General features: G+C 66.2%; 21 protein-coding genes and 3 pseudogenes. 13 read left to right on the forward strand and 11 right to left on the reverse strand.

The features are described from left to right. Positions 1-52: 52 nt before the first annotated feature. From ACOGXI_RS12970 to ACOGXI_RS12985, 4 genes are all read right to left on the reverse strand, one after another. Positions 53-931 (reverse strand): hypothetical protein, encoded by an 879-nt coding sequence (locus ACOGXI_RS12970; RefSeq protein ID WP_419939266.1) that lies wholly within the window; start codon positions 929-931, stop codon positions 53-55. Then, a complete protein-coding gene (locus ACOGXI_RS12975) occupies positions 928-1,644 on the reverse strand; it encodes an ATP-binding cassette domain-containing protein (protein ID WP_419939267.1) in 717 nt (238 codons plus the stop codon). Before ACOGXI_RS12975 ends, ACOGXI_RS12970 begins: the two co-directional genes overlap by 4 nt. A 145-nt stretch (positions 1,645-1,789) precedes the next feature. Then, positions 1,790-2,497 (reverse strand): hypothetical protein, encoded by a 708-nt coding sequence (locus ACOGXI_RS12980; RefSeq protein ID WP_419939268.1) that lies wholly within the window; start codon positions 2,495-2,497, stop codon positions 1,790-1,792. A gap of 129 nt (positions 2,498-2,626) precedes the next feature. Beyond that, a complete protein-coding gene (locus ACOGXI_RS12985) occupies positions 2,627-3,364 on the reverse strand; it encodes a class I SAM-dependent DNA methyltransferase (protein WP_419939269.1) in 738 nt (245 codons plus the stop codon). A gap of 289 nt (positions 3,365-3,653) precedes the next feature. Here ACOGXI_RS12985 and erm point away from each other — a divergent pair, with 289 nt between their 5' ends. Next, positions 3,654-4,445: a 23S ribosomal RNA methyltransferase Erm gene (erm, locus tag ACOGXI_RS12990; protein WP_419939270.1), complete on the forward strand. Its 792-nt coding sequence runs from the start codon at positions 3,654-3,656 to the stop codon at positions 4,443-4,445. 39 nt (positions 4,446-4,484) lie between these two features. On the opposite strand, the gene ACOGXI_RS12995 is transcribed toward erm, so the two are convergent. Both ACOGXI_RS12995 and ACOGXI_RS13000 read right to left on the reverse strand, forming a co-directional pair. Next, the gene (locus ACOGXI_RS12995) at positions 4,485-4,769 is read right to left on the reverse strand and encodes a hypothetical protein (RefSeq protein ID WP_419939271.1); all 285 of its coding nucleotides are present in this window, start codon (positions 4,767-4,769) and stop codon (positions 4,485-4,487) included. Positions 4,770-4,925: 156 nt separating this feature from the next. Then, on the reverse strand, positions 4,926-5,234 hold the full coding sequence (locus ACOGXI_RS13000; RefSeq protein ID WP_419940202.1) for a helix-turn-helix domain-containing protein: 309 nt from the start codon (positions 5,232-5,234) through the stop codon (positions 4,926-4,928). A 234-nt stretch (positions 5,235-5,468) separates the two neighbouring features. Between ACOGXI_RS13000 and ACOGXI_RS13005 the strand changes: the two genes are divergently transcribed. The 3 genes from ACOGXI_RS13005 to ACOGXI_RS13015 all read left to right on the forward strand — a co-directional run bounded on the left by ACOGXI_RS13005 (position 5,469) and on the right by ACOGXI_RS13015 (position 12,235). Continuing rightward, positions 5,469-8,678: a TonB-dependent receptor gene (locus ACOGXI_RS13005; RefSeq protein ID WP_419939272.1), complete on the forward strand. Its 3,210-nt coding sequence runs from the start codon at positions 5,469-5,471 to the stop codon at positions 8,676-8,678. Between the two features lie 145 nt (positions 8,679-8,823). Beyond that, entirely contained in the window at positions 8,824-11,817 is a 2,994-nt protein-coding gene (locus ACOGXI_RS13010; RefSeq protein ID WP_419939273.1) for a leucine-rich repeat protein, read from the forward strand. Between the two features lie 121 nt (positions 11,818-11,938). After that, positions 11,939-12,235, forward strand: a complete 297-nt coding sequence (locus ACOGXI_RS13015) for an InlB B-repeat-containing protein (RefSeq protein WP_419939274.1) — start codon at positions 11,939-11,941, stop codon at positions 12,233-12,235. Positions 12,236-12,485: 250 nt separating this feature from the next. On the opposite strand, the gene ACOGXI_RS13020 is transcribed toward ACOGXI_RS13015, so the two are convergent. Next, entirely contained in the window at positions 12,486-13,694 is a 1,209-nt protein-coding gene (locus tag ACOGXI_RS13020; RefSeq protein WP_419939275.1) for a helix-turn-helix transcriptional regulator, read from the reverse strand. A 225-nt stretch (positions 13,695-13,919) separates the two neighbouring features. On the opposite strand from ACOGXI_RS13020, the gene ACOGXI_RS13025 reads away from it, so the two are divergent. From ACOGXI_RS13025 to ACOGXI_RS13045, 5 genes and pseudogenes are all read left to right on the forward strand, one after another. Continuing rightward, positions 13,920-16,214 (forward strand): tetratricopeptide repeat protein, encoded by a 2,295-nt coding sequence (locus ACOGXI_RS13025; protein WP_419940203.1) that lies wholly within the window; start codon positions 13,920-13,922, stop codon positions 16,212-16,214. Between the two features lie 27 nt (positions 16,215-16,241). Beyond that, positions 16,242-16,721 carry a hypothetical protein gene (locus ACOGXI_RS13030; protein WP_419939276.1) on the forward strand — a complete coding sequence of 160 codons (480 nt, stop codon included), beginning with the start codon at positions 16,242-16,244 and terminating at the stop codon, positions 16,719-16,721. Positions 16,722-16,789: 68 nt separating this feature from the next. Next, positions 16,790-16,858, forward strand: a pseudogene (locus ACOGXI_RS13035) (hypothetical protein); the annotation flags it as partial. Positions 16,859-17,063: 205 nt separating this feature from the next. Next, a complete protein-coding gene (locus tag ACOGXI_RS13040; protein ID WP_419940250.1) occupies positions 17,064-17,714 on the forward strand; it encodes a hypothetical protein in 651 nt (216 codons plus the stop codon). Beyond that, positions 17,711-18,655 (forward strand): hypothetical protein, encoded by a 945-nt coding sequence (locus ACOGXI_RS13045; protein ID WP_419940251.1) that lies wholly within the window; start codon positions 17,711-17,713, stop codon positions 18,653-18,655. The genes ACOGXI_RS13040 and ACOGXI_RS13045 overlap by 4 nt, the downstream gene beginning before the upstream one ends. Positions 18,656-18,893: 238 nt before the next feature. Here ACOGXI_RS13045 and ACOGXI_RS13050 read toward each other — a convergent pair whose 3' ends face one another. The 4 genes and pseudogenes from ACOGXI_RS13050 to ACOGXI_RS13065 all read right to left on the reverse strand — a co-directional run bounded on the left by ACOGXI_RS13050 (position 18,894) and on the right by ACOGXI_RS13065 (position 21,206). Then, positions 18,894-19,265 carry a DUF2511 domain-containing protein gene (locus tag ACOGXI_RS13050; protein WP_419939277.1) on the reverse strand — a complete coding sequence of 124 codons (372 nt, stop codon included), beginning with the start codon at positions 19,263-19,265 and terminating at the stop codon, positions 18,894-18,896. Positions 19,266-20,139: 874 nt separating this feature from the next. After that, entirely contained in the window at positions 20,140-20,406 is a 267-nt protein-coding gene (locus tag ACOGXI_RS13055) for a hypothetical protein (protein WP_419940252.1), read from the reverse strand. A 248-nt stretch (positions 20,407-20,654) separates the two neighbouring features. Next, a pseudogene (locus ACOGXI_RS13060) lies at positions 20,655-20,756 on the reverse strand (hypothetical protein); the annotation flags it as partial. A 234-nt stretch (positions 20,757-20,990) separates the two neighbouring features. Beyond that, positions 20,991-21,206 carry an Arm DNA-binding domain-containing protein gene (locus ACOGXI_RS13065; RefSeq protein WP_419939278.1) on the reverse strand — a complete coding sequence of 72 codons (216 nt, stop codon included), beginning with the start codon at positions 21,204-21,206 and terminating at the stop codon, positions 20,991-20,993. On the opposite strand from ACOGXI_RS13065, the gene ACOGXI_RS13070 reads away from it, so the two are divergent. From ACOGXI_RS13070 to ACOGXI_RS13085, 4 genes and pseudogenes are all read left to right on the forward strand, one after another. Next, entirely contained in the window at positions 21,170-21,562 is a 393-nt protein-coding gene (locus tag ACOGXI_RS13070; RefSeq protein ID WP_419940253.1) for a hypothetical protein, read from the forward strand. The genes ACOGXI_RS13065 and ACOGXI_RS13070 overlap by 37 nt on opposite strands. A 124-nt stretch (positions 21,563-21,686) precedes the next feature. Continuing rightward, positions 21,687-21,896: pseudogene (locus tag ACOGXI_RS13075) on the forward strand (3-oxoacyl-ACP synthase); the annotation flags it as partial. A gap of 219 nt (positions 21,897-22,115) precedes the next feature. Continuing rightward, positions 22,116-24,326, forward strand: coding sequence for a TonB-dependent receptor (locus ACOGXI_RS13080; RefSeq protein WP_419939279.1), 2,211 nt, complete (start codon positions 22,116-22,118; stop codon positions 24,324-24,326). A gap of 132 nt (positions 24,327-24,458) precedes the next feature. Then, positions 24,459-24,887 carry a hypothetical protein gene (locus tag ACOGXI_RS13085; RefSeq protein ID WP_419939280.1) on the forward strand — a complete coding sequence of 143 codons (429 nt, stop codon included), beginning with the start codon at positions 24,459-24,461 and terminating at the stop codon, positions 24,885-24,887. Positions 24,888-24,891 lie beyond the last annotated feature (4 nt).

Raw genomic sequence — 24,891 nt, forward strand, 5'->3', positions numbered from 1 at the left:
GCGCTTGTGGCAAGCGGCGCGGTGGACTCTGGAGACATGGGATCTCCCTGCGTTACAGCTTCAGCGGCCGCTTCTCAAGCCTGTGGAGCCCGAGGCACGCGATGCCGGTCCACAGGACGAAGTGATAGAAGGCCAATCCCGTCGCTCCCCAGTCCCAGGCCGCGCCGGACCCGAACCCCGCGACCAGGTCGCGTATGACTCCGGCGGGGAAGATGACGAACTGCAGGACAGCCCGGGCCGACTCCACCGCTGGAAACGTTGCCAGGGCGGGGTTTTCGAGCAGCGAGCCCACAGCACCCGAGAGCAGATAGTACAGGAGCCCGAGGAGCGCGGCCCGACGGATGCCGAGGGAGGTGATGGCGAAGCTGATCGCGCATGCGAGCGCACCGGTGAGACAGATGCTCGCCACTCCTCCCAGTTCCGTGGTCGGCGCCATCCCGGCCGGCAGGGCGGCGACAGCGGCTGTCAGACCGAAGATCGCGAGCGCGGCGAACGTCGCCACCTGTATGCCGACGTATCGCTGCAGATAGAAGGAGCGCAGCGGCATCGGATGTTGCGCCCACAGCATAATCGCACCGCTGCGTCGCTCGTCCGCGACCATTCCGCCCGGCATCAGGAAGGCAAAGAGGGTCGTGCCGAAGCCGAAGGCGAGGTTCAACAGGCTGAAGAGGGCGAACATCCCCGCACCACGCGCCATGGTTTCGACCTGCTCGGCGGACGGCTCGGCGCCTTCGCTTTCGATCTGCTGCCCCACGGCCTGTATACGTTCGAGGGTCTCCGCGATGTCGTAGGCGTACGTGAGGATGACGACCCCGACGCCCAACACGAACACCACCACCGCGAACTTCCACTGGCGGCGCACCGCGTTCCGGAGGGAGACCTTGATGATGTTCACGAAACCGTCTGCGGCACCGTCCCTGACACCGCTCATGACACCGCCCCTTCCAGCCCGACGAACTCCGCCTCCAGGAACTCGCGGGTAAAGCCGCCTTCCGGTGGCTCCACTATGCGCCCGCGCCCTTGGTCGATCAGGAGCACGCGGTCGCTCATCATCGCCAGTTCGCCGAGGTCGTGGCTCGCGACCAGGATCGTGGTCCGGCCGCGAATCTCCTCGATCCGCCTGCGGAGGCGGATCCGTTGCCCGGGATCCAGTCCCGATTCGGGCTCGTCCAGGAGGAGCAACCCGGTCGGTCGCATCAGCGCCATGGCGAGCGCCAGCCGGCGTCGCATCCCCTTGGACAGCGAGTCGGCCGGACCGTCGGTGTCGTAGTCCAGACCGGCCAGCCGACACGCGCGCCCGATGTCAGCGTCCGGACCGGCCGCGGCCGCCGCCAGCGCGAGCAGACCGTCGCAGGTCCAGTGCGGCGGGAGCACCGTGTCTTCCGCCAGGTAGCCGATACCGTGCCGGCGCCGGTAGTCCGCCGGGCCCGTGCCGGACACCAGGGCCTCGCCATCCATCGGAGCCAGCACACCCAGCAGCGTGCGGAAGAGCGTCGTCTTGCCCGAGCCGTTGGGTCCCACCACCGCGAGCACCTCGCCGGGCACGATGTCGAGCGAGAGTCCACCCACCACGCACTCCCCCCGGCGATACCCGACATCCAGCACGCGAAGCTTCAGTTCCGCCGGTCCGCTTTCGATGGTCATGTCCCCTTCAGTTCCCCTCATTGATCTGCCTCAGGCCACGGGTCTACCCAGGGCCGAATCCGCTGAGCCAGATCGATTTCACTCTCTGCAGCGTTTTCAGCGATATGCTGAAATACACCATGGACTGAACGGAATTCCAGTCTGCCTACCTCAGGGACACATGCAGATGGTCGGCCGTGCCCACGTGGCGGAGGGTGTGGAAGCCCATCGCCCGGAACGCGAGTTCGGCCGCGAGGTTCCGCCACTCGGGCCGGTTGACGGTGCGAAGATCCAGCGCGTGGACGAATCCGTCGTCCTGGCGGAAGTGCAGGGAAGACTCGTTGGATGGGAGCCCCGCGCGAGCGTAGAACTCGGGCGTGCGAGCCGCATCGGTGATCACGGCGTCGGCGTCGGCCAGCACGAAGACCGAGACGGCCAGCCGCAGCAGGGGATGAAGACCCAGGTACTCGGCTCGCACCTCTTCCGACTTCACGTTGCCACCCGCGATGACCAGCAGCGAGTAGAGCACGAACGCGGCGGCGGCGAGCGCCGCGACCCGAGTCGCGAACTTCCTGAGCCGCTTGCCCGCCCCCAGGCGGCGGCTCGCCGCCCATGCGTAGAACGCCAGGAGCAGCGCGGCGGCGGCCGCCGAGACGGCCAGCGAGGACCACGCGCCCAGCCCCCATTGCTGGTAGGCGAAGACGCCTCCGCGGACGAGGAGGATGAAAGGAAGCACCGCAAGCAGGACGGCCGTCACCCCCCACCGCACGACCCGGCCAGGCCAGCGTCGCGGTCGCCTCCGGGCACGCGGGTTCGCCTCCTCCGGTCCGGCGGCGGCCTCGGCGCCCGGATCCTCGACCTGCAGTCTGTTCACATGTCCTCCGATGACCCTGCCCTCCCTTCGTGCCTACGCGGAGAGTCATCCGTACGCTTCAGCGCGGTTACCTGATCTGCCTTCCCGCGGGAGCCTTGGTTCGACAGTTGCGTGCTCCGGCCCAGGCTTCTAACGCTTCCTTGCGACGAAAAACATCCTGCCCTCATACGGCGCGCCCTCCACGATGGGTTCGTTCCCATCGAAAGACTGCGGCTCTTCGAACCCGACCTTTCGCAACCGCTCCCGGATCTCACTTTCTTCGTACCAGCGCTGAGTCAGAGAGAAATCGGTCCGCTCCCAGCCTGAACCCTTCGGTTCGAACAGGGTGACGTCGAACCTTCCGGTTTTCTCGTTCGCGTCATGTGAAGTTCGACCCGCGCAGACGTGATCCTCCTCCACATATGCGAACGAACCGCGCCACCTGGACCGGTAACCTTCTTCCATGTTGAGGTCGAACGCGAAGTAGCCGCCGCCTTCGAGGAGGGTGAAGACACTCTGAAACACCTGCTCCAGCTCGCCCAGGCTCATCACGTGATTCAGACTGTCGAAGGTAGAGAGAACGGCCGAAAACCTGCGGGGTAAGTCGATGTTCCGGGCGTCCTGGACGATGAACTCGACGTCCGGAGCGTTTTTCCTCGCGACCTCGATCATCGCGGCGGAACCATCCAGCCCCGTGGTGAGGTAGCCTTGCCGCGACAGCTCGGCGGCAAGCTGTCCCGTGCCGCAGCAGAGATCCAGGACCGCGCAGCCGGGCGAGAGTTTCCCCAAGACGAGATGGTCGAGGATCGGGTACACGCTCGTCGCGAAGAACCCCCAGTGCCGATCGTAGATGCGCGCAAGGGGGTCATATGCGTGGTAGCGGCTCACTCCCTGGCCTCCTTCCGCGAGCGTCCCGACCCCCCTACCTGCGCGGTGGGTTCCGACAGGACGGGCTGGTCAGCCTACAACGGACGACTTCTCGGAGGGGTTTCACAACGGCTTGCCAAGTGCCTGACCGGTCAAGCCAACATTAGGCGCACCCTTGGGCTCCGGCACGGATCCGTCGTGGCGGAGTTGGTTTGCGGGCGAGACGCCCGGTGCCTAGCGTCGTGTGCGAAGGCTCGGTCGGGCTCGTGCAGCGCAGGAGAATCCATGTCCACGTTCGTGATGGTTCGCCGTGTCCAGGCATCGGACACCCAGGCGCGCGGACCTCTCGCAGCACTTCCTCCGGAGCAGGTCGCTTGCGGCTAGCCTGATCGCTCAGGCTCCCGTCGAACGAAGCGATCTGGTCGTCGAGATCGGGCCGGGCCGCGGGATTCTCACTCGAGAACTGGCGCGTCGATGCCGTGAGGTCGTCGCGGTGGAGTTCGACGGCGCGCTGTCCGAGGCGCTTCGCACGCGCTTCGGGAGTGACGACCGGGTCACGATCGTCACGTCCGACTTCCTGCGGTTTCGGCTGCCCGACGTCCCCTACAAGGTTCTGGGGAACATCCCGTTCAACCGGACCGCCGCCATCGTCCGGCGCCTCGTCGAGGCCGATGCTCCGCCGCGCGACGCCTGGCTCGTGGTCCAGCGTGAGGCGGCCGAGCGGTTTGCGGGCCGCCCCTGTTCACGGGAGACCCTGCCCTCGCTGCTGCTCAAGCCGTGGTGGCAGATCGAGATCGCGCGGCGCCTTCGCCGTACGGACTTCGACCCCCCTCCGAGGGTGGACGCCGTCGCGCTCTGGCTCGCCCGTCGAACGAGACCGCTCGTGGACCGATTCCAGGCCGCGGACTACCGGCGCTTCATTCGGCGTGGCTTCGGTCGCGACGGCCGCTCGATCCGGCGGTGTCTGCGACCCGAATTCACGCCAACGCAGATCCACCGGCTGGGTCGGGATCTCAGGTTCGATCCTTCCGGACCGCCCCGCGGCCTCACCTTCGACCAGTGGCTCGCATTGTTCCGGTTCCGGAGCCTGACGCGATCGTAGGCGCTGATACGGCGTTGCGGTTGGCCCGGTTCCTTGGGACTATGCCGCAAGTCCGGGTATGTGTAGCTCCAGTCCGGGCCTCCTGCCGCGCATCACGGAAGCGAGTCGATGCGCCATCTCAAGGTGTCCGGAATCCGGCTGGCGGCGAACCCCGTCGGTGCAACTCTGTCCGGGCCCGAGTTCCTGCCCGACCCGGCACGGCGGGCCCTCGAACGCGGGCGCCAACTCCACCGCGCTCTCCGCGCCACAGGCGGCGACGCCGCACACGAGCAGGAGCGTTGCGCAGCCTCCGATCATCTTCGCTGCCGGACCGTACGGGCGCATGCGGCACCTCCTGAACACTCCTCGACTCCTCATGATGGCGGCTCCCTCCCTGGCTCATCGTCATGCCGGCACAATGGAACGCGCGTATGGTAGATGCGGGAAATGCGAGCCGGTATTCCCCAAATGGGGGACACTCCGGTCGCGCTTGCGCTTCCCTCAGTCGTCTTTCTTGCCGTGGCGGCTCTCCGGATCGAAGGTCGCTCCGGAAAGGGACTGGAGCGACAGCACGCGCCTCACCAGATCTGCCTGCCTCCCAATACCCTGCTTGCGAAAAATCTGCTGGAGGTGCCAGTGGACGCTCCGGTCCTTCCGACCAGTCGCCGCGGCGATCTCCCGCACGGTGTGACCGGCGGCCAGCATCACCGCCAACCGGCTCTCCGTCGGCGTGAGCCCGAGGGCCGACGCCACGAAAATCCGGATCAACCCGGACCCGACTTTCGGCCTCTCTCGCAAGCGGTGCCCCACATCCAATTCTGGTGGTGCTCCCCCTCAAACTACGTGGCCCAACCTCCCGAAGTCACCGTCAGAACTACCGGCGCGCCGGACCGCCCTTTCCCTGCAAGTTGGTGGTGCGAACCGGGCTCGTGACCGGACGACAATGTCTTGGAGGTGCCACGATTCGATTAGGCCGGGTGCGGATCGGGACACCGTCGCCCCCCGGACGACTTCCCGGAGCTTCCATAACGAACGGTGAGGATCATGTTCAGAATCCGACGTATCGCAGCACTCGGTGTCCTCGCCCTGGCGTGGCCCGCCGCGGTCGCGGGCCAGGATGGGGCGATCAGCGGAACCATCACCGACGAGACCGGCCTCGCCCTGCCTACGGTGAGCGTGACCGCGACGGGTCCGGCGCTCGGGGATGAGTCGCGTACGGCACTCAGTTCGGAGCAGGGACTCTACTCTCTGACCGGACTCCCGACGGGGACGTTCTCGCTGCGGTTCGTCTACCCCGGCTTTGCGATCGAGACGCGGGCGGGCGTCGCGGTTACGGCCGGCGACCGGACGTTGCTCGACGTCGAACTCGTCTCGCTGCGGACGGTGACGCTCGAAGAGTTGACCGCGGTGGTGACGGGAACACACTTCGCGGCCCCGCCGATCAGTCTTCCCTACGCAGTGGACGTCTCGACCCGAGAGTCGCTGCAGGAGGAAGGGTCGCCGCTGGTGGTCGACTTCTTCAAGCGGCTCGGGGCGAACCACGGCTCGCTGGGGGAACGGAACAGCTGGTACAACCGCAGCGGAGCGCTCGTCCCCGAGACGGTGGCCAGCGTCAACCTGCGGGGGCTGGGAGCTTCGCGAACGCTCGTGCTGTTCAACGGACGCCGGCAGGTGTACACACCGTCCCGGCTCCCCGGCGGCCGATTCGTGGACGTCAACGCCTTCCCGAGCATCGCGCTGGACCGGATTGAGGTGCTGAAGGAGGGGGCGTCGGCGATCTACGGATCCGACGCGGTGGCCGGCGTGGCGAACTTCGTCACGCGGCAGGACTTCGAGGGCTTCGAGGTCACCGCCGCTCACGACTACTTCAGCGGGGCCGGGGACTCGAACGCAGGCGCGATCTGGGGCGGCCGCCTTGGGGCGTCCACGAACGTGGTCGTCGCCGCAGAGTGGGCGGCGCGGCAGGAACTCATGCCCGAGGAGCGAGACTGGGGGCTGCGACCGTACCCGGGGCCCGGCGGCGGGGGCTGGTCATACTACGGGAACCCCGGGGCCTTCCTCATGCCGAGCCTGACCGGGAACGAGACGCCCGGTGAGTTCGTGAGCGCGCTCATCGGCTCGCAGTTCGGCGCCAACCCGAATCTGTTCGTGGATCCCGAGTGCGAGAACTTCGGCGGAGTGAACGAGGGTGTCACGTGCCGGTTCCGCTACCAGCCGTACGACAACCTGGTCGATAAGCAGAACCATATACGGGCCTTCGGCGAGATCAACGGCGAACTGGGCGCAAGCACGACGTTCCACCTCGAGGGCCTGTGGTCCGAGGCCACAATCCCGGACTGGCGGACCACGCCCTCGTTTCCCCCGATCTCCCTTTACGACGGCCTTCAGCTCGTCGTACCGGAAAACCCGGGCCGGCAGGCGTTCTGCGCGGCCAACGCGGGGCACGCCGGGTTCGCTTCCGCCGCCGACTGCCTGCAGGACGACTGGTACTTCTACGGACGGATGGTGGGGAACAGCGGCCCGGGACGGACGCTGCACCGGTCGTCGCGCACCCAGAGGATCGCGGCATCGATCGACCGGCACTTCGAGGAGACCGAGGGCCACCTGGACATCTCCGTCAGCTACTCGCGTGCCTCCGGCAACGTGAACCAGCCGGCGGAGTACGCCTACCGCAAATACCTCGCCTACCGCGGCTTCGGAGGCCCGAACTGCGGCGTCGATGTGGTCGTTGACCCGACTTCGCCGGCCGGCATGTCGCTCGGTTCGACCGGCGGCGCCGTGGCGGGGCAGGGCGACTGCATGTTCTACAACCCGTTCAGCAACGCGATCCAGCGCGCCGAGCAGCCGGGGACGCAATACACCAACGCCAACAACCCCGGATACGTGGCCGGTGCGGCCAACTCCCCCGAGTTGCTCGGCTGGATCAACGAGGAAGTCGATCTCTTCAACACCGCCGACCTGTTCGTGGCGGAGGCCACCTTCACGGGCCAGTTCACGGAGGCGCTCGGCTACGCGCTCGGATATCAGTTCCGCCGCTTCGACGTGACGGGGACGCCCAACGACGCCGGCAACCAGGCGCTCAACCCTTGCCAGGTGCCGGGGGATCGCACCTGCCTCGAGCAGGCGGGGCCGTTCACGTTCACGACGGGGTACTTCCCGTACGAGGACGGGCAGACCGTGCATCGCTTCTACGGCGAGATCCCGCTCAATCTCGGGGACCGGCTCGATCTGCAGTTCGCCGCCAACTACGAGTTCCACGACGTGGCGAGCAGCTTCGACCCAAAGGTCTCACTTCGGCTGAACCTGACCGACTCGGACAATCACGAGCTTTCTCTTCGTGGCTCGCTTCAGTCGACATTCCGCGTCCCGTCCGTGGATGACGTGAACACGGACCAGATCACGGCGCTCGAGTACGTGCAGGAAGTGGATGTCTACAAGGCGGTGGACACCTTCGGAAGCGCCGATCTGGACCCGGAACGGGCGGTGACGGGCAACGTGGGGCTCATTTTCTTTCACTATCCGAGCCGCCTGCAGGCGACTTTCGATTACTGGAGCTACGACTTCAGGGACGTGATCAACGTGATCCCCCATTCGAGTATCACGCGGCTCTATCACGAGGGGGGCGCCAGCCGCGCCGCGGTCCGGGGGTTCGTGAAGTGCCCGGACGGCTGGGGGACGGGGACCTGTGACGCGGCCCTCATCGAGCGCATCCGGATCGATCTGATCAACTGGCCGGGCATGCAGACCTCGGGCTTCGATTGGAGCCTGTCGACCCGGCGCACGCTCGGGAGCGGGGAGCTTGCACTCGGGATCGACGGCACCTACACGCGCACCTACGACATCAAGGCGCTCGAGGTCGGCGGCGTGGAGCTGGTGGGCGCGACGGAGGGCGTCGGGACGCTGAATCGCAACAACCCGCTCGCCTGGCCCCTGCCGCAGTGGAAGTGGTCGGCGTCGGCCGGATACCACGCGGATCGCTATTCGATCATCGGCAACGTCAACTACATCTCATCCTACGAGGACGACCTCAACGCGGGCGACCCGACGTATCCCCACCGCGTCATCGACGCCTTCGGCACCTTCGACGCCACGGTGATGATGAAGCTGACGGACAGCATCGACGCCTTCGTGACGGGCTTCAACCTGTTCGATACGGCGCCGCCGCTGGTCAATCAGGAAGGGGCCTACGACGGCCTCACGCACGACCCCAAGGGGCAGCGCCTCAAGGCCGGCATGACCTACACGATCAACTAGAGAGGTGGACCCTGGATCACCTGATCGCCAGATACTCGATCGAGGCGGAGAGACCGTCGTCTAACTCCTGCTGCAGGCCGGCGTCGATCCCCACGCCCGGAACGACCTTCGGAACTACGCCCTCATCAACCATGGAGTTGCCCAATTGATCCAGAGAGATTTTTCCGGAAGCACACGCCTCGCGATCTCCGCGGCGGCGGGACTGGTCGTAACGACCTTGTTCACGTCCGCATGTCGAGACGGGACGACCAACCCCGAGCGGGTGAACGACTCGCCAGTCGCAACCGGGACGATTCCCGCCCAGACCGTGGAAGTGGGAGAAACCGTCACCGTGGACCTGTCCGACCACCTGAGTGACCCGGATGGAGATGCGCTGACCTATTCGGCTCAGACCTCCGACCCCCGCGTGGCCACCGTCTCGGTGTCGGGGAGCAACGCGCTCGTGACCGGCGTAGCGAAGGGAGCGGCGACTATCACCTTGACGGCGACGGATCCGAGCGGCCTCTCGGCACAGCAGAGCTTCGGGGTCGAGGTGCCGAACCGTGCGCCGGAAACCGTGGGGAACATTGCGGACCTGGAACTGCTCGGTGGAGACACGGTCACCATCGATGTCTCCGGACACTTCACCGATCCCGATGGCGACGCCCTGACCTTCGAGGCCATCACTTCGGACGAAGGGGTGGCGACCGCTTCCGTGCAAGGCGCAACCGTCACCGTCGTCGCCGTTTCCGACGGCACCGCGTTGCTGACCGTCACCGCGGGCGACCCCGGGGGCCTCTCTGCGGAACAGGGCTTTTCCGCCACGGTGGATCGTTCGGGCGACCCGATGGTGAGGTTCCTGACGGGTCCGGTGTCAGTCCTCGAGGGGGAGAGGGTCGTCGTGGAACTGGAAGCGCGCCCGGTACCCGAATCGGCACTCGAAGTGGGCTACACGGTCGGGGGAGACGACGACCCGCAGACCGACGACGCGGACGCAGCGGACCACGACGCCGGGACCGGCGGTACGATTCGATTCGAGGCCGGATCAGGGCGTGCAACGCTCGAGATCACGGTCCGGGATGACCGCGAAGTCGACCCGACGCGCGAGGTCCTCGGAGTCTCGCTCGATACGCCGGCGGCAGGGGCGGGCTACGGCCTGGGTTCCTCCACCGTTGCTTTGGCGACCATCGAAGAGGGCGTGTGCGACCGGACGCCGCGGGTCCGGGACGAACTGATGGCCATCACGGCGGTAGACCGGTGCCACGCGATCGCAGGCTCTCATCTGGCGGCGATAAATGCGCTCGACCTGCGGGGGCCCGCGCCGCAGCGCTCGAACGTGGCATCGGATCTCCCCGGGGCGGAAGGAGCGCGGAGCCGCGGCTGCAGCCCTCGGGAGAGCTCCGCCCTGCGTGGACAGGGCCGCGGGCTCTCGGCGCCGGAGCTGGCGGAATGTTTGCCGATGGCCCAAGCGCGCATGTCGCCGGCGTCTCCGCCCTCGAGCGCAAGCGCGGGCGCGAGCACCGGAGAGCCCCTCACCGAACTGCGCGCCGGGGACTTCCTGGAGTTGACCGAACTGAAAGAGTTGCGTCTGCTCGACAACGATCTGACCGAACTCCCGGGGGGCATCTTCTCCGGGCTGAACGAGTTGCGCGTCCTCATCATGGACCGCAACCGGCTGGAGAAACTCCCCGGTGGGCTCCTGTCGGGACTCCCGCGGCTGGAGGTCTTCGCGGTCGCCGAGAACGAACTGACCCGGCTCCCGCCCGATCTTTTCTCCGGGCCTTCACGGCTGGAGGGTGTATGGCTGTACGGGAACAAGCTGACCGAACTGCCGGCGGGGCTGTTCACGGATCTCGACAACCTGGAGCAACTTCACCTCGCGGATAACCGCCTGGACGTCTTGCCGGCAGAGATCTTCGCCGGGCTGGGCCGACTCAGGATTCTCACTCTGCACAGAAACAGGCTGGCGGAATTGGACGCAGCGGTGTTTTCCGAACTCGGCGACCTGGAGCAACTGTATCTCTCGCACAACGGACTGACCGAGCTGCCCTCCGGCGTGTTCTCGAACCTCGGCGGCCTGGAGATATTGCTGCTCGCCGAGAACCGGTTGACCGGGCTGCCGCTTGACGTGTTCGCGAACCTCGGCAGTCTTGAAGGCTTGTACCTGGACGACAACCGGCTGCGGGGACTGCCGAACGGGCTGTTCGACGGCCTTACGGGTCTTGTGACGCTGCGCCTCGGCGGCAACCGGATCGCCGAGGTCGAGAGCGGCGCCTTCGCCGCCCTGTCCGGACTCCGATGGTTGCACCTGCATCAGAACCGCCTTGTCCGCCTCGAGCCCGGCGTGTTCTCGGGGCTCTCCGGATTGCACGGCCTGGCGCTGGAAGAGAACCGGATCCGTGATCTCGGGCCGGGAGTGTTCGACGGGCTGTCGCGTCTCGAAGTGCTCATCCTGAGAGACAACCAGTTGGACGTGCTGGAAGGCGGTGTCTTCACCGGCCTTCCCGCGCTGGTTGAGCTGTGGCTCTACAGCAACCAGATCGCGGAGCTGTCGGAAGACGTGCTCGCGGACCTTCCGCTCTTGAGGAAACTGAGCATGTGGGACAACCGACTGACCGAATTGCCGCCGGGAGTGTTCTCGGAGCTCACCAGGCTGGAGGAGTTGTCCGTTGCCCAAAACCAGCTCGCCAAGCTGCCGGAGGGGGTCTTTTCCGGCCTCGCCGCGTTGAAAGTTCTGTCTGCGGCGCGCAACGATCTTGCCGCGCTGCCCGACGGCGTATTCGAGGGACTTTCGGACCTGGCCTACCTCAATCTGGGCTCCAATCCGGGCGCGCCCTTCCCCCTCGATGTCCGGTTGGAAAGGACGGATACGCTGGATCTCAAGGCCCCCGGGCCGGCCAGGGTGGTGCTGTCCCTCGCGGAGGCGACGCCCTTCCCCATAACGATCCCGCTGGCCGTGGAGGGAGGAACGCTGTCCACCGACAGGGCGACGATCGAGCGAGGGCGAACCACGAGCGCCGAGTTCACCGTGACCATGAACCCGTCCAGCCAGACCGGCACCGCAGTTGTCCTGGGGCCGGCACCCCTGGTTCCGGAGCCGATGATCGGAGTGTATCCGGTTGCGGCCGACAGGCTGGTCCTCTTCACGACGGGAGGTTGACATCCATCGGCGGGTTCGCGCTGGAGCCGCCCTGTTCCTGGTCGGCGCCATCGCGTGCGTTGACGGCCCGTCCGAACCGGCTTCGATCGAATTCGGCGGCCGCTCGGCAAGCATCACATCAGTGCCGACGAACGGGGGGACGCTGTCCGGCGGTGGGTCGTGGCGCCTGGCGGCGGGACAGACGGTCACCACCAGCCTGAGTGCGATCCCCAACCCCGGCTACGACTTCGACCGTTGGACGGAAGACGGAACGACGCTCTCCACCGATTCGGTGTACCTCTCATTATTTCCGCCAGAACGAAGCGGGTTTCCTCGGCCCCTAGTGGTCGCAAATGGACGCCTCGCCCCGGAGTTGCTAGGCGTACACGCACCGGCGACGGGCTCGTGTGAACGAAGCTGGGGGTGCTCCGATCCCTAAGCTCGCGCCCAACCCACTCGATGTGGCGGCACGGAGAGCGGGCGCCACGTGCGCCTACCGTTACCGTCCCCGGCTGTTTTGATACGGTAAGTGGAGCACGGGTGGCGCGAACCACGGCAAGAAACAACGTAAGTTCAATCAGGACTGTACGATCTGCCCTTCGTGTCGCCGGATCATGTCTTGATCCGCCGTGCTGAAATGGCCGGCAAACGGCATCGGTTTACGGCATTCGGAGTGATCGAACACCCGGTCAAGCGGTCGTGCTTCCCCTTTCCTCAGTGGTACCTCCGCCGTGGCCGCTCTTCGGATCGACCGTCGTTCCGAAAAGAGTCTGCATCGACAACACGCGCCTCACCAACTCAGCCTGCCTCCCGATGCCCTGCTTGCGGTAAATCTGCTGCAGGAGCCAGTGGACGCTCCTTTCCTTTCGACCCGTCGCGGCGGCGATCTCCCGCACGGTGTGACCGGCGGCCAGCATCACCGCCAACCGGCTCTCCGTCGGCGTGAGCCCGAGGGCCGACGCCACGAAATCCGGATCAACCCGGACCCGACTTTCCGGGCTCACCGCCAGGACGATGGCGGCCACACGGTGCGTTCGGTCGTCCCTCGACTCCGCTCCCACCGGATTGACATGAACGATCAACGTCTTCGAAGGGGAAGGGCGCCGGATGACCATCGACCCACCGACCGCCTGACCGCCGAAGGGCGGCAGAGCACCCGCAAGCAACAGCTGAAGTTCGGCATTCTCCGCCTGTCTCGCAGCGCGAAGAAAACCTCCCGGGTCGATCAACGCGTCGCCCTGCCGCAGGATGTCACGGGCCACGTCGTTTGCCTCCACGACCCGACCCCGCCGATCCAGCTGGATGGCGCACGTGCGGGTGTTGTCGAGCAGGCCGGCGAGTGTCTCGCCATATGCGCGGGCATCGACGAGAACCTGTCGCACGCCGATGGAATGGCCCATGTGCGGCAGCAGGCGCTCGATCATCTCGACCTGTCCGGACGACCAGCCCGCCGACTCGCTGGAGTCGGCCAGGGCGACGACGATGTGCGTTCCCGCGGGCCCGTCCAGACGCACGTTGAGGCCGTCTCGCCCCCGCATGTCGCGCAACATCTCGTTGTAGACGGCCGACGTCTTCCGCTCGCTCTCGGTCAGGAGATCCCCGGTAGGCGCCACCTCGCCACTCGCCAGCCGACCGAAGGCGGGCAGGCGTTCGTCACGAGTCACGTAGTCACGGAGATACGCGCGCTCCCAATCCCTGCGCCGCCGCCGTCCGAAGACGAAGCGCAGCGCCAGGAGGTCCCCGTCGCGGTCCGGATACCCCGGGCCGAATCCGAGGCCGTGGCCCCTCGTTCCGGTGGCTTCGTTGAAGCCGGCAGCGGCGGAGAGCCAATACCCGTCCTCCAACGCCGCCCGTTGCAGCAGCGCGAGGGTACGCTGGAACAGATCCCCCTGGCTCACTTCGGCCTCTCTCGCAAGCGGTGCCCCACATCCAATCCTGGTGGTGCTCCCCCTCAAACTACGTGGCCCATCCTCCAGAAGTCACCGTCAGAACTACCGGCGCGCCGGACCGCCCTTTCCCTGCAAGTTGGTGGTGCGAACCGGGCTCGTGACCGGACGACAGTGCATTGGAGGTGAAAGAATTCGACTAAACGGGGTGGGGATCACGATGGCGGCGTGGGGTCGATGAGCGTGACCGGGATTGGGTTGATCCGCAGCCTGATCGAGCGTCGCGTTCCGCACGCCGTGGGCATCTATGCAGGTGCCTTCTGGGGTCTCTTCGAGTTCACCGAAGCAATCGTGGTGGAGCGGCTGCTGCTCTCAACGCACTACGACAACCTCGTCTTGTTGGCGGCCCCCCTTCTGCTGCCGAGCGTGATCCTGCTGGCGTGGTTTCACGGCAAGCCCGGCCGGGACAGGGAGACGCTCGCCCGGACCGAGAAGATCGGGATTCCGGCGAATCTGGCGCTGTGCGGGATCGTACTCTGGGCGGTCTTCGCCGGCACGGATCTCGGTCGCATGACGACTGCCGTGACGGTCACGGACGAGGACGGAGGCGTCGTCGAGCGGGAGATCGTGAAACCCGGGTTCCGGAAGTCCGTGGCCCTGTTTCCGTTCAACCTCGGACCCGGCGCCGGCGAGGACGACACGTGGCTCGCCTACGCGGTGCCGTTCGCACTCGAGCTGGATCTCCTGGCGGACGACTTCTTCATCGCGAAGGGGGGTTTCCTCGACAGGAACGAAGCCCTCTTCCGCGACCGCCTTATCGAACGGGGCTTTGCCGACCTCCGCGGCGTCCCGCTGACCCTCAAACGGGAGGTTGGCGAAGAGGCGCACGCGGAGTTTCTGACCGACGGCGAAATCGGTCGCACCGGTGATCTCTACCGGGCGGTCCAGCGGGTGTACAGGGTGGACGACGGGTCGCTGGAGAACGAGACCGTCCATGAGGGAACGGACCTCCTGGCGCTGCTGGACGACCTGTCGGTCTCGCTGAAGCGGGCGGTCGGGATTCCGGCCCGGGAGGGTGTGGAGGACCTTCCCGTTCGCGCACGGCTCTCCGACGACGACGCGGCCGTGGAGGCGTTATTCCGCGGCCTTGAGGCGGCCTTCGTCAGGGCCGATCTTGCTGCTGCCATCGAACTCACGACTGCGGCGATCGAGCGGGACCCCACCTTCGCGGCGGCCCAGTACATCCTGTCGACTTACGCGCAGCTCGCCAACCGGGGGGAGAAAGCCGCCGCCCCGATGCAGGCGGCCATCGATCACGAGTACCGGTTGCCGGAGCGCGTGCGCCTCGGTGTCAGGAAGGATTACTACCTTGCGCTGGGGGATCTCGAAAAGGCGGCCGCCGCCGCAAGGATGTGGGTCGAGCTCTACCCGGACGACCTGCTCGCGCTCACCAACTACAAGGAGTTGCTGGACGCCCTGGGCGACAAGGAAGGCGTGCTCGCAACGCTGGAGGCCATGCGGGATCTCGACCCGCGGAATGGTGATCTCCCCCAACAGATCGCCCGAGTTCACGAAGAACTGGGAAACGACGAACGGGCCCTTCGGGCGCTAACCGACTATGTAGACAGCTTCCCGGAGGATGCGAGCGGGTACGCGGGGCTCGCCGCGCTTCAGAAACGCCTTGGGGACTACGGAGCCGCGCGCGGTCTCCTGGACGACGCCATCCTCCTGGAGCCCTTCTCGGCGGCATTGACGGCCCAACTCGCAGCCCTTGAACTGGACGCCGGCAACTACGCGCAAGCATGGGCGGGATACGAGCGCGCCCTGGAGGCGGCCCGGACCCCGGAGCAGAAGATCGAAGTGCTCGGTGGGATCGCGAAGTATCACCTGCGCCGGGGCGAGGTGGTGCTTGCCGTGGAGGCCACGGAAATGTTGCTGGAAGGGGCGTCCGGCCTCACAAGCCCGGCGGAGGTCTCGGGTGTGCTGGTCCTTTTTCTCCTTGACATCCTTTTTTCCGGTGGCCGTGCGAGTGACCTCTCGGCCCTTATTGAAACGGCGAATGACCCGAACATCACCCAGTTCGGGATGATGCTCGGGATGGTCGAGTCGGCGGCGCCGGAGACCGCGCGCGAGCTCTACCGCACGTTTGAAGCGGCCGCTCCCTCCGATCCGACTCTCCTGCGGTTAATCGGATCGCTGGCGGAACGCGCGGGAGAATATGAGCCTGCCGCCGAAGCTTACCGGCGGGCCACGGGGCTGGACCGTAGCCTGAACTTGCACGGCGATGCCGGACGTGCGCTGCGCATGGCCGGGCGGCTGGACGAGTCCGAGGCCGAACTGACCGAAGCGTTGCGTCTGGTTCCCGGCGATCCGAGGGCGCACTTCGAGATGGCGCTGCTGCTGGAGGCCCGGGGTGACCTCGATGGCGCGGCAGAACATCTGCGCGGCGCGTTGACCGCCTGGGAGAACGCGGACGAAGACTACGAGCCGGCGACACAGACGCGGACGAAGCTGGACGAACTCGAGCGATGACAGCTCGCGAAAGGAGAGGCTGATCCAATGAAGATTCTCGCTTGCATGCTTGTGGTGGTTGCGGGGCTTGCCTGTGCGTCGGCGGCCTCGGCACAGGTCATTGGCGACGACGAGTTCCACTGGAACGTCAGGGAAGGGCGTGTGACCTACGCAGGCACTTTCATGACGGAAGACCCGGTACTCGGGCCCATTCGTCCCGCCCTTTCGATCGGGAGTTTTTCGATCGGCGAGGACTCGGACGAATTGTACGCCGCAGCGGGGCTCCGCTTGGGGGATCGCCTGTTCGTCCAGTGGGTGGCGGGCTACCTGAACTACGATGACAAGTTCGGAGATGGCGATGATGCCACCTTCAGCACGTTCGAGGGTGTCGGCGGAATCGGCACGGTAGGCTTTCAGACCGGCGACAGTGGATTCAGCGTGAAGCTGTTCCATCAGTTCGGAGACGACGCCGCTCACGATACGGTCCTGGGCTGGAGCTTCGGCATCTTTTCGCTGAGTCCCCTGTGACCTCGAGTGCGATTCGTTTGTCGCAGTCGAAAGCAACGTGGATCAACGGACTCGTACCGGCGTCAGATGTGGAAGCGGAGGAAGACTGCGGGGATTCGGGAGTCGCCGTCGTGCAGACCGAATTGTCGTTCGTGAACCAGTTGGTTGGTCTGCTCACGTTCGGCATCTATACGCCAGTAACTGTGCGGCTTGTTTGTGGCGCTCAGAATGGTGACGATGTTGATGCCGGTGAAGACGAGTCGAAGGACGGGAATCAAGATCAGGAAGCGGAGAAGGAAAGAGGTGGGGCCAGAGAAGGCGTCGAAGCAGTGATAGGGCGCCGACGCGCTGATCAACGTCAACGTGACTCGCTGCGCGACGGAGCAGGAGCGCTTCGAGGGGTCGAGGGAAATCGTCGAGCGAGTCGGAGACAACACCCGCCGCCGAACCGTGACGGAGCATCACGCGCGCACCAGGGTGGCCTTTCGGGCGACGTTCGAGGTCGTCGATCCGTCCACCGGTCTCGTGGCCGCTTCGCGCACGCTCGCCTACGAGCCCGAGTTGACCAATTCCAGCGTCAGCGGACAGCCGGACTTTCCGTCCCCGGGAGTGGTGGCGAGGCGAGCCTACCGCGGAACCATCGAGGACATCGCGCCGATGGTGTTTCACTGGGTCGAAGCGAGGGAACTGGTTTTCTTCGACGACGAGAGATGCGGCATGAACGTGGCCCACCGCGCCGTGGAGGCTGGCGACTACGAGCGCGCGCTCGAGATCTCGATTGCGAACGTCAGTTCCTGCCAGCCCAATCCGGCGGTGGACATCACCGACAGGGATGTGGCGGCCGCACACCACAATGTCGGCGTGCTGTATCGGATCCGGGGAGACTTCGAGTCGGCGCTGGCAGAGTTGACCGAAGAGGGCTTGAGCGCGGCGGTGATTGCGGCCATGGTGCGGCGCGCCGGAGGTTCGGACGCGGAGGCCGGGACCGCCGACGGCCGGAGGGGTGCGTCATGAGCCGGCGAGGTCGTCCGGCGGCCGTGCTCTTGCTGGTCGCCGCCGTGTTCGCGTCGTGCGGGGATGACTCGGCGGGACCGGACGCGGTGAGCGCCGCGGGATCCTGGGAACTCTGGTCGCTCAACGGGCAGGCGCCACCGGTCTCGGTCGACATACTGACCATTCACTCCGGGGCCCTCGACCTTCGTGGGAACGGCAGCTACGCCTTCGCGCTCAGCGGTGTGGTACTGGAGGAACGGTGGGGCGCAACCGAGTCCGGCGTGTGGAGCCAGACCGGAAACGCGGTCTCCCTGAACCCGAACGACGGGTGCACCAATCCTTGGTCATCCCCGCGCAACCAAACCCGTCGCCGGGCGTGTCTCCGGTTCGGTCGCTCTGAAACGGTACCGTCACGGAGGGGAATCAACTTGGCGATAACAAAGTGGGGATCGGCCGCAGTGGCAACGCTGCTCACGGTCGCGGTGATCGGCTGCGGCGCCGCGAGAGAGACAGCGCCTCCATCAGCCCCGAACCCGGTGTCGGCCGTCGGGGTCTGGGAGCTGGCAGAGATCGACGGGTCCGCACTGCCCTGGCTGATCCCGTCCGGACAGGTGACCTCGTGTGAGGCCAGGGCCGAAACGCTCAACCTGCGCGAGGACGGGTCCTACACGAGCGAGGCGACGACCGCCTGCAGCATGTTGGACGGAACGTGGCTGTCCGCGACGGCCTCGGAGGGCGGAACATGGCTGCAAGCGGGGACAGTCGTGACGCTCACACCGGAAGAGGGGTATGTAAGCGTTCGCGACGGCTTCACGATCCTCGAACCGTGCGCGAACGTCGGGACCATCACGGCCGAGACGATCCGGATTCCGACTGGGTGCATGAGCGGCGCGCCTCCGGTCTTTCGGCACTCCGGCGGATCCAGCGGCGTGGCTTCCGTCTACCGGCGCTCTGGCGGCTAGACCGTCCTGTTCAGACTCCGAGCCGCCCAGAAGGCGGACGCCTAGGGATGGTCTGAATAAGTCACCACCGCCAGATTGATGGACCAGGGGAGTTGAACGGGCGGTTCGGGAATCACGCTCATGTCACACGGACCCAGGAAGGTCGTATTCGGCCCGCTCGATCGAGTTCGGATCCTAATCTCTTCGACGAGGGCGTTGAACGCCTCTTGGGAGCGACTCCTGCCCATCTGATCTCCTGTTACTCGCAGAGATCGAGCCCTGCGAAACGCAACGTGCTGATGTTTTTTCGCAGCGGCAGAGTGCTGCCGAGCGTCTCTTCCCGCCACGCCCAGATCGGCTCAATCTCAGGCAGTCCACGCGACATTGCGACGCCGTTCAGCGCATAGGTTTGGCCTGCGGTAAACGTCACTGCGTCACCCTCGCAGCGCAGCACACCGGATTCTACGATGAGCGGCCAAGCGTCTCCGAACTCCTTCTGCGTGACTTGCCGCTGTCGCGTGCCCTCGGGAGGCGTGCTCTCGGGATGCGCGTTCTCGGGTGGTGCTGGGGAGAGCATGACCACTGCGACCCAGGCACCGAGGCACACAAGCACAACGTAGATGATACGCATACAGGGGCTCTCTTTCCGGGAATGGGTGCGAGCCAATGGGTGGGTAGCAGCGTTCTAGGTCAAGCGAGACGCACTCCGCTGTTTTGCCTCATGGACCGCTGCACCATCCTGCCTCGTCGCCCCGTCGCCCCGCGCGAATTGTGCCCGGCGGATCGAGCCCCAAGGTTCGCAGGGAAAACCGGACAGACGGTCGAACGGAGAGCGGATGATGTTCTACGCTGAACTGGTATCGGCGGTGTCGGCACTCGTAGCGGTCTGTGCGTTGTGCATTGCCCTAGGGGTTGCGCGACGAGAGAAGCGGGACCGTCTCGCTAGAATCAATCTTCACGAACCGGCCACGACCGGTGAGTACATTCAGGGAAAGGATGCCACACCGCCGCTAACCGGTTTGAGCTTTGGTGAGATGCTACGCCTTCGAGCGAGCAAGCCGAACGAGGACTTTTATTGGGAGCCGCACTTCAGCGTTTGGCGTACGGTTGTAGGGCGAATTCTGCGTTGGCCCGTGTTCGGTCTTCGCCGCTCGTGGGCCAGATGGGCAGATCGGAAACAGACGGCGCTCTTCGGGAGCATCGACGCCAAGCGTCTGCCCAACGACGGAGCGAAGCGACCTCCCCAGTACGAAAACGAGGCTTGTCAGGGATCGTCCCTGCGAGCCTCGCCCCCCTGTTGCGCCGCCGCGCCGCCGGGTGCCGGTCAGCTCCCCGATCCCCCCGTCGCCTCGACCCGCCGGAAGAAGCAAGCCTCAGCTTGAGACGTACGCTGCCCACGCCTCCATGAGCTCCCGCCGCCGCTCGAACAGATCCGAGCGCGCGTACGCGGCCTCGACCTGGTTCTTCACCATGTGAGCGAGCGCGGCCTCGGCGACCTCCCGCGGCTACCCCGTCTCGCCGCACCAGTCCCGGAACGAGGAGCGGAAGCCGTGCGGCACCGCCTTGATGCCGTTCCGCGAGAGCAGCTTCGAAGCTGTCCCGGCGTGAATCGACTTCCCCGTCACGGAGGGGAAGATCAGCCCCTTCCCGTGTGAGAAGCGCCGCGCGTCCTCGAGCAGCTCGATGGCTCTCGTGGTGAGGGGGGCGCGGTGCGTCCTGCCCGACTTCGCGCGGTCCGCGGGGACCTCCCACACGCGGCCCTCGATGTCCATCTCCGACCAGACGGCCTTCCGGACTTCCCCGGGCGGACCGCGGTGAGGACCTGAAACTCGAACGCCGCCTTGAGCGGCGGCCGGACATCGGCCGCGCGCACCGTCGCGACGGCCTGGGCGACCTCCCCGTGCGGGATGGCCTTGAAGTGCTTCTTCTTGACGCCGCCCTTCGGCAGGGCTGCGGCGATCGCGTCGCCGGCGGGATTGTCCGTGCGGTAACCTTCGGCGATGGCCCACTTCATGACGGTGCCGATCCGCTGCCCGACCCGCTTCGCGGTGGCCCGCTTCACGTTCCACGTGGGAGTGAGGACGCGCATCACGTCCGTGGTCGAGACGGTGTCCACGGGCATCTTGCCGATGTGCGGGTAGGCGTAGGTCTCGAGAGAGGAGCGCCACTGCGCCTCGCTCGTCGAGCCCGGCCGCCCACGAGTCCCGGTGAATCGCGATCACCTTCTCAACGGCCTCCCGGAACGTCGGGATCCCGTTCTGGGCGCCCGGCTGGAGCGTCCGCGGGTCCCCGCCGGCCCGTGCCAGCTTCCGGAACTCGAAGGCGAGTCGCGCGCTTCGGCGAGCGTCGTGTACGGTCAGCCGCCCAGGCCGAGGTCCACGCGGCGTCCTCGAACCGTGCCGCGCCAGATCCACTGCCTTGATCCGGAGGGCCGGACGCGTAGGATGAGTCCGTGCTGGTCGCAGTACTTTCCGGGCGTCGTGACCGTACGCACGAAGGCGGCCGTGAGCATGGAACGCCTCGGAGCCTGCGTCGATGAATCCTGTCGGTTTTTCTGTGCGGTCGTCGTCATTTCGTCTCCCCCTTTCTGTCCCACAAAACGTGTGGTATCGAACGAGACTGTGTGGTGCTCATGCAACAACGACGATGCCGCAGGGAGAATCAGGTCAACAAGTTAGCGGTACACATGGAACGGTGCGGAACGGTTTGCACCGGCGCTCTGTCGGATACGTCGTCGATTTCATCGCATTCCTGAGGCACGAAGATCAGTACCTCGGTTCAGTCGACCTGCTGACCTTCTTCCAGTACCTGGTGGACAAGGGATACGCGCCGGCCCACCACTATTTTGCGGCTATAGAGCTGGGTAATGAGGCGAGGAGTGGCACCGGTGAGCTCTGGCTGAAGAAGTTCGAGGTGACTCAACGCTGATCGAGGCATTCAGATAGGAAGCAGCCGACCATGAGGGGGCGAGGACGAAGTGGACCAGCCAGGCGCCAGGAGCCCGCACCCCATCGGCCTGCTGGGCCTCGGCATCTATCTGCCCGAGCGCGTCATGACCAACGACGAATGGGCAGAGCACGTCGACACCTCGGACGAGTGGATCGTGGCGCGCACCGGTATACACACGCGCCGCATCGCGGGGGATGACGAGAGCACGGCCGATCTCGCGCTGGCCGCGGCGCGGGCGGCTCTGGCCGACGGCGCCTTCGAGCCCGCGGATATCGACGAGATCATCCTGGCGACCGACACGCCCGAAGGAACTCCTCACCCGATGAACGGGTGTTCGTCAACGTCCACGAGTATGGCGACACGGGTGCCCTGCTGCGCTTCCAGGCCGCCCGCGGACAAGACCTGCTGGCCCATCCCGGTTGCTCTTTAATGAGAATCTCTTATCATTACGGCCGAAACACTCTCGGCCACTCCCCCGGTGCGACCCCACCGGCAGCGAGCGAGAGCAAGCCCGGGTTCCAGGACGGGGATGATGAAGCGACTCATCGCAGTTCCATTTCTTCTGAGCATGGGCCTGAGCGCCGCCGCCGTGCCTTCGGCCGCGCAGGTGCAACAGGACGAGGGCATCCTCGAGGGGATCGTCCGGTCGACGGAGGGCGGGATGCCTCTCGCGGGCGCGACGGTCACGGTCGTCGGCACGGGCCGCGGCGCCGTCACGCACGGAGACGGCGCGTTCCGAATCGCCGTGCCGGATGCCGAACAGTACCAGCTCCGGGTCGATCGCCTCGGGTACGCAACGACGACCCTCGAGGTCGGCCACGGGGAGTCGGCCACGGTCGACCTTGAAGTCGCCGCCGTTCCTTCGCCGGATCTCGTCGTCACGGCGGTCCTGAGCCCCACGGCTGCGAACGAGGCGATCCGGCCTTCCGCCGTCTTCGCGGGGGAGGAACTGCAGCGACGGATGGCGGGAACCGTCGCGAAGACGGTTGCAACGGTTCCGGGCGTCGCCGTGAACAGCATGGGGCCCGGCACCGCCCAGCCGGTCATCCGCGGCCTGACCGGAGACCGGATCCTGATGCTCGAGGACGGCCGGCGCGTGGGCGACGTCATCAACAGCGGCCTCGACCACGCCTCGGCGCTCTCCCCTTCCACGGCTCGGCGAATCGACGTGATTCGCGGGCCGAGCGCGATTCTCTACGGCAGCAGCGTCCTCGGAGGCGTGATCAACGTGGTGCGGGAAGAGATACCCCGCGCGGTGCCGTACCGCCCGACCGGCTTCGCCTCAATGCAGGCGCAGTCGGCGACGCGCGCCCTCGGGGGAAGCGGCGAGATGACCGTCGGAATCACCGAACACGTGCCCCTCCGCGTCGAGGTCTCGAAGCGAGAGTCAGGGGATCTGCGGACGCCCATCGGGAGGCTCGCGGGAACGCAGACCGACGTATGGAGCGCGTCGGCCGGCACCTCGTGGGTGGACGATTGGGGATACGCGGGCGGTTCATTTCGCGTCTTCAGGAACGACTACGGGATCCCCGGAGGCTTCCTCGGCGGCCACGCGAACCCGGTGCGCACGGAGCAGGAGAGGGTCGCGGGCCGCTTCCGCAGCGTCATCCGGCCCGGGCAGGGTCTGGAGGCGATCGAAGTCGATGCGGGCTACACGTCGTACCAGCATCACGAGATGGAGTCCTCCGGCATCCTCGGTGCGCTGTACGAGCGCGAGATCGTGAGCGGGGAGGCTCGGGCACGGCACGGGCGATGGGGCCCGTTCACATCGGGCGCCATCGGAACGAGGGTCTCGTGGGAGTACTTCGGATTCGGGGGGGTCCTCTACACCCCGAACGCCTGGCGCAGGACACAGGCCGCGTATCTCCTCGAGGAGATCCAGCTCGATCCGGTCTCGATCGAGGCCGGGCTCCGCTACGATCGGGTCGAGCTGGAACCGGACCAGGAGGATCAGTTCTCCGACATCGGACACATCCGCGCACGTTCCTTCGGCGCGCTTTCCGGGTCGCTCGGCGCGCTTCTGCGGCTGTCCGGCCCCCTCACGGTGGGTGGGAGCGTGGGCCGTGCCTTTCGCACCCCGGATGTACACGAACTCTACTCGGAGGGGCCGCACCTCGCGTCCAATTCATTCGACGTCGGCAATCCCTCGCTGGAGACGGAAACCGGACTCGGGATCGACGTGTTCGGGCGGATCACGGGACAACGCCTGAGCGCCGAGGCGACGTGGTTCCGAAACGCCATTTCGGGCTACGTCTTTCCGCAGGCGACGGGGGAACTCAGCCGCATCCGGCTCCCCATCTACCAGTTCGTGGGCGAGGACGCCGTTCTGACCGGCTTCGAGAGCGTGCTCGAGTGGTCGGCGCCGGCCGGATTCAGGGTGGAGGCCGTCGCGTCGTACGTGCGCGGCACGATGCGCGCCACGAACGAACCCCTCCCGTTCATGCCCCCGCTCCAGGGTCGCCTTGCGATCGGCTATTCGCCGGTGGACTGGTTCGTGGAGGCCGAGACGCGGATGGCGAAGAGCCAGGAGCGGACGGGAAGGTTCGAGCAATCGACCGACGGATACGCGATCTTCGGCCTCTCGGGCGGCGTGCGTTTCACCTTCGGCGGGCGGCTGCACGCCGTCACGCTCCACCTCGAGAACCTCGGCGACACCGAATACCGGCATCACTTGTCGAGGGTGAAGGAGATCATGCCCGAGGCCGGAAGAGCGCTCAGCGTCTCCTACCGCGTCGTATTCTGAGCCCCGCCCTTCATATCGTTCACCCGCCCTTCCGGTGGCGGACGATTCGAGTTGACGGCCGCGCAGGGAGTTTGCATCCTCCGGCACGCGACCGGTTCACCCTCCGGCCGAGTCGTACCAGGGAGGCACATGATGCTCAGGAACATCCTCGCCGCGATCGTCGGCTACATTGCCATCGTCGCCGTGCTCTTCGCACTCTCATCGCTTCTGTGGCTGCTGCTGGGCCCCTCGCGCGCCTTCCAGCCGGGTACGTGGGAGGTAGCCGGCGGCTGGATACTCGGCTCCATCGGGCTCGGGTTCGTGGGGGCGTACATCGGCGGACGAGTCTGTGCCCGGGTGGCGCACGATGCCAAGGGCGCCACGATTCTGATCGCCATGATGATCGTGCTCGGAGTGGTGTCGGCCCTGATGCCGGTGGAGATGGCGGCGGGACCCCGCCCCGATGACGTGTCGATGCTGGAGGCGACCATGAGCGCCAGCCAGCCGGCATGGCTCCCCTGGCTCAACCCGCTGATCGGGGTCGTGGGCGTCTGGCTCGGATCGCGGAAGTTGCGCGCGTAGCCGT

The sequence above is a fragment of the Candidatus Palauibacter sp. genome (assembly GCF_965208055.1).
GTDB lineage: Bacteria > Gemmatimonadota > Gemmatimonadetes > Palauibacterales > Palauibacteraceae > Palauibacter.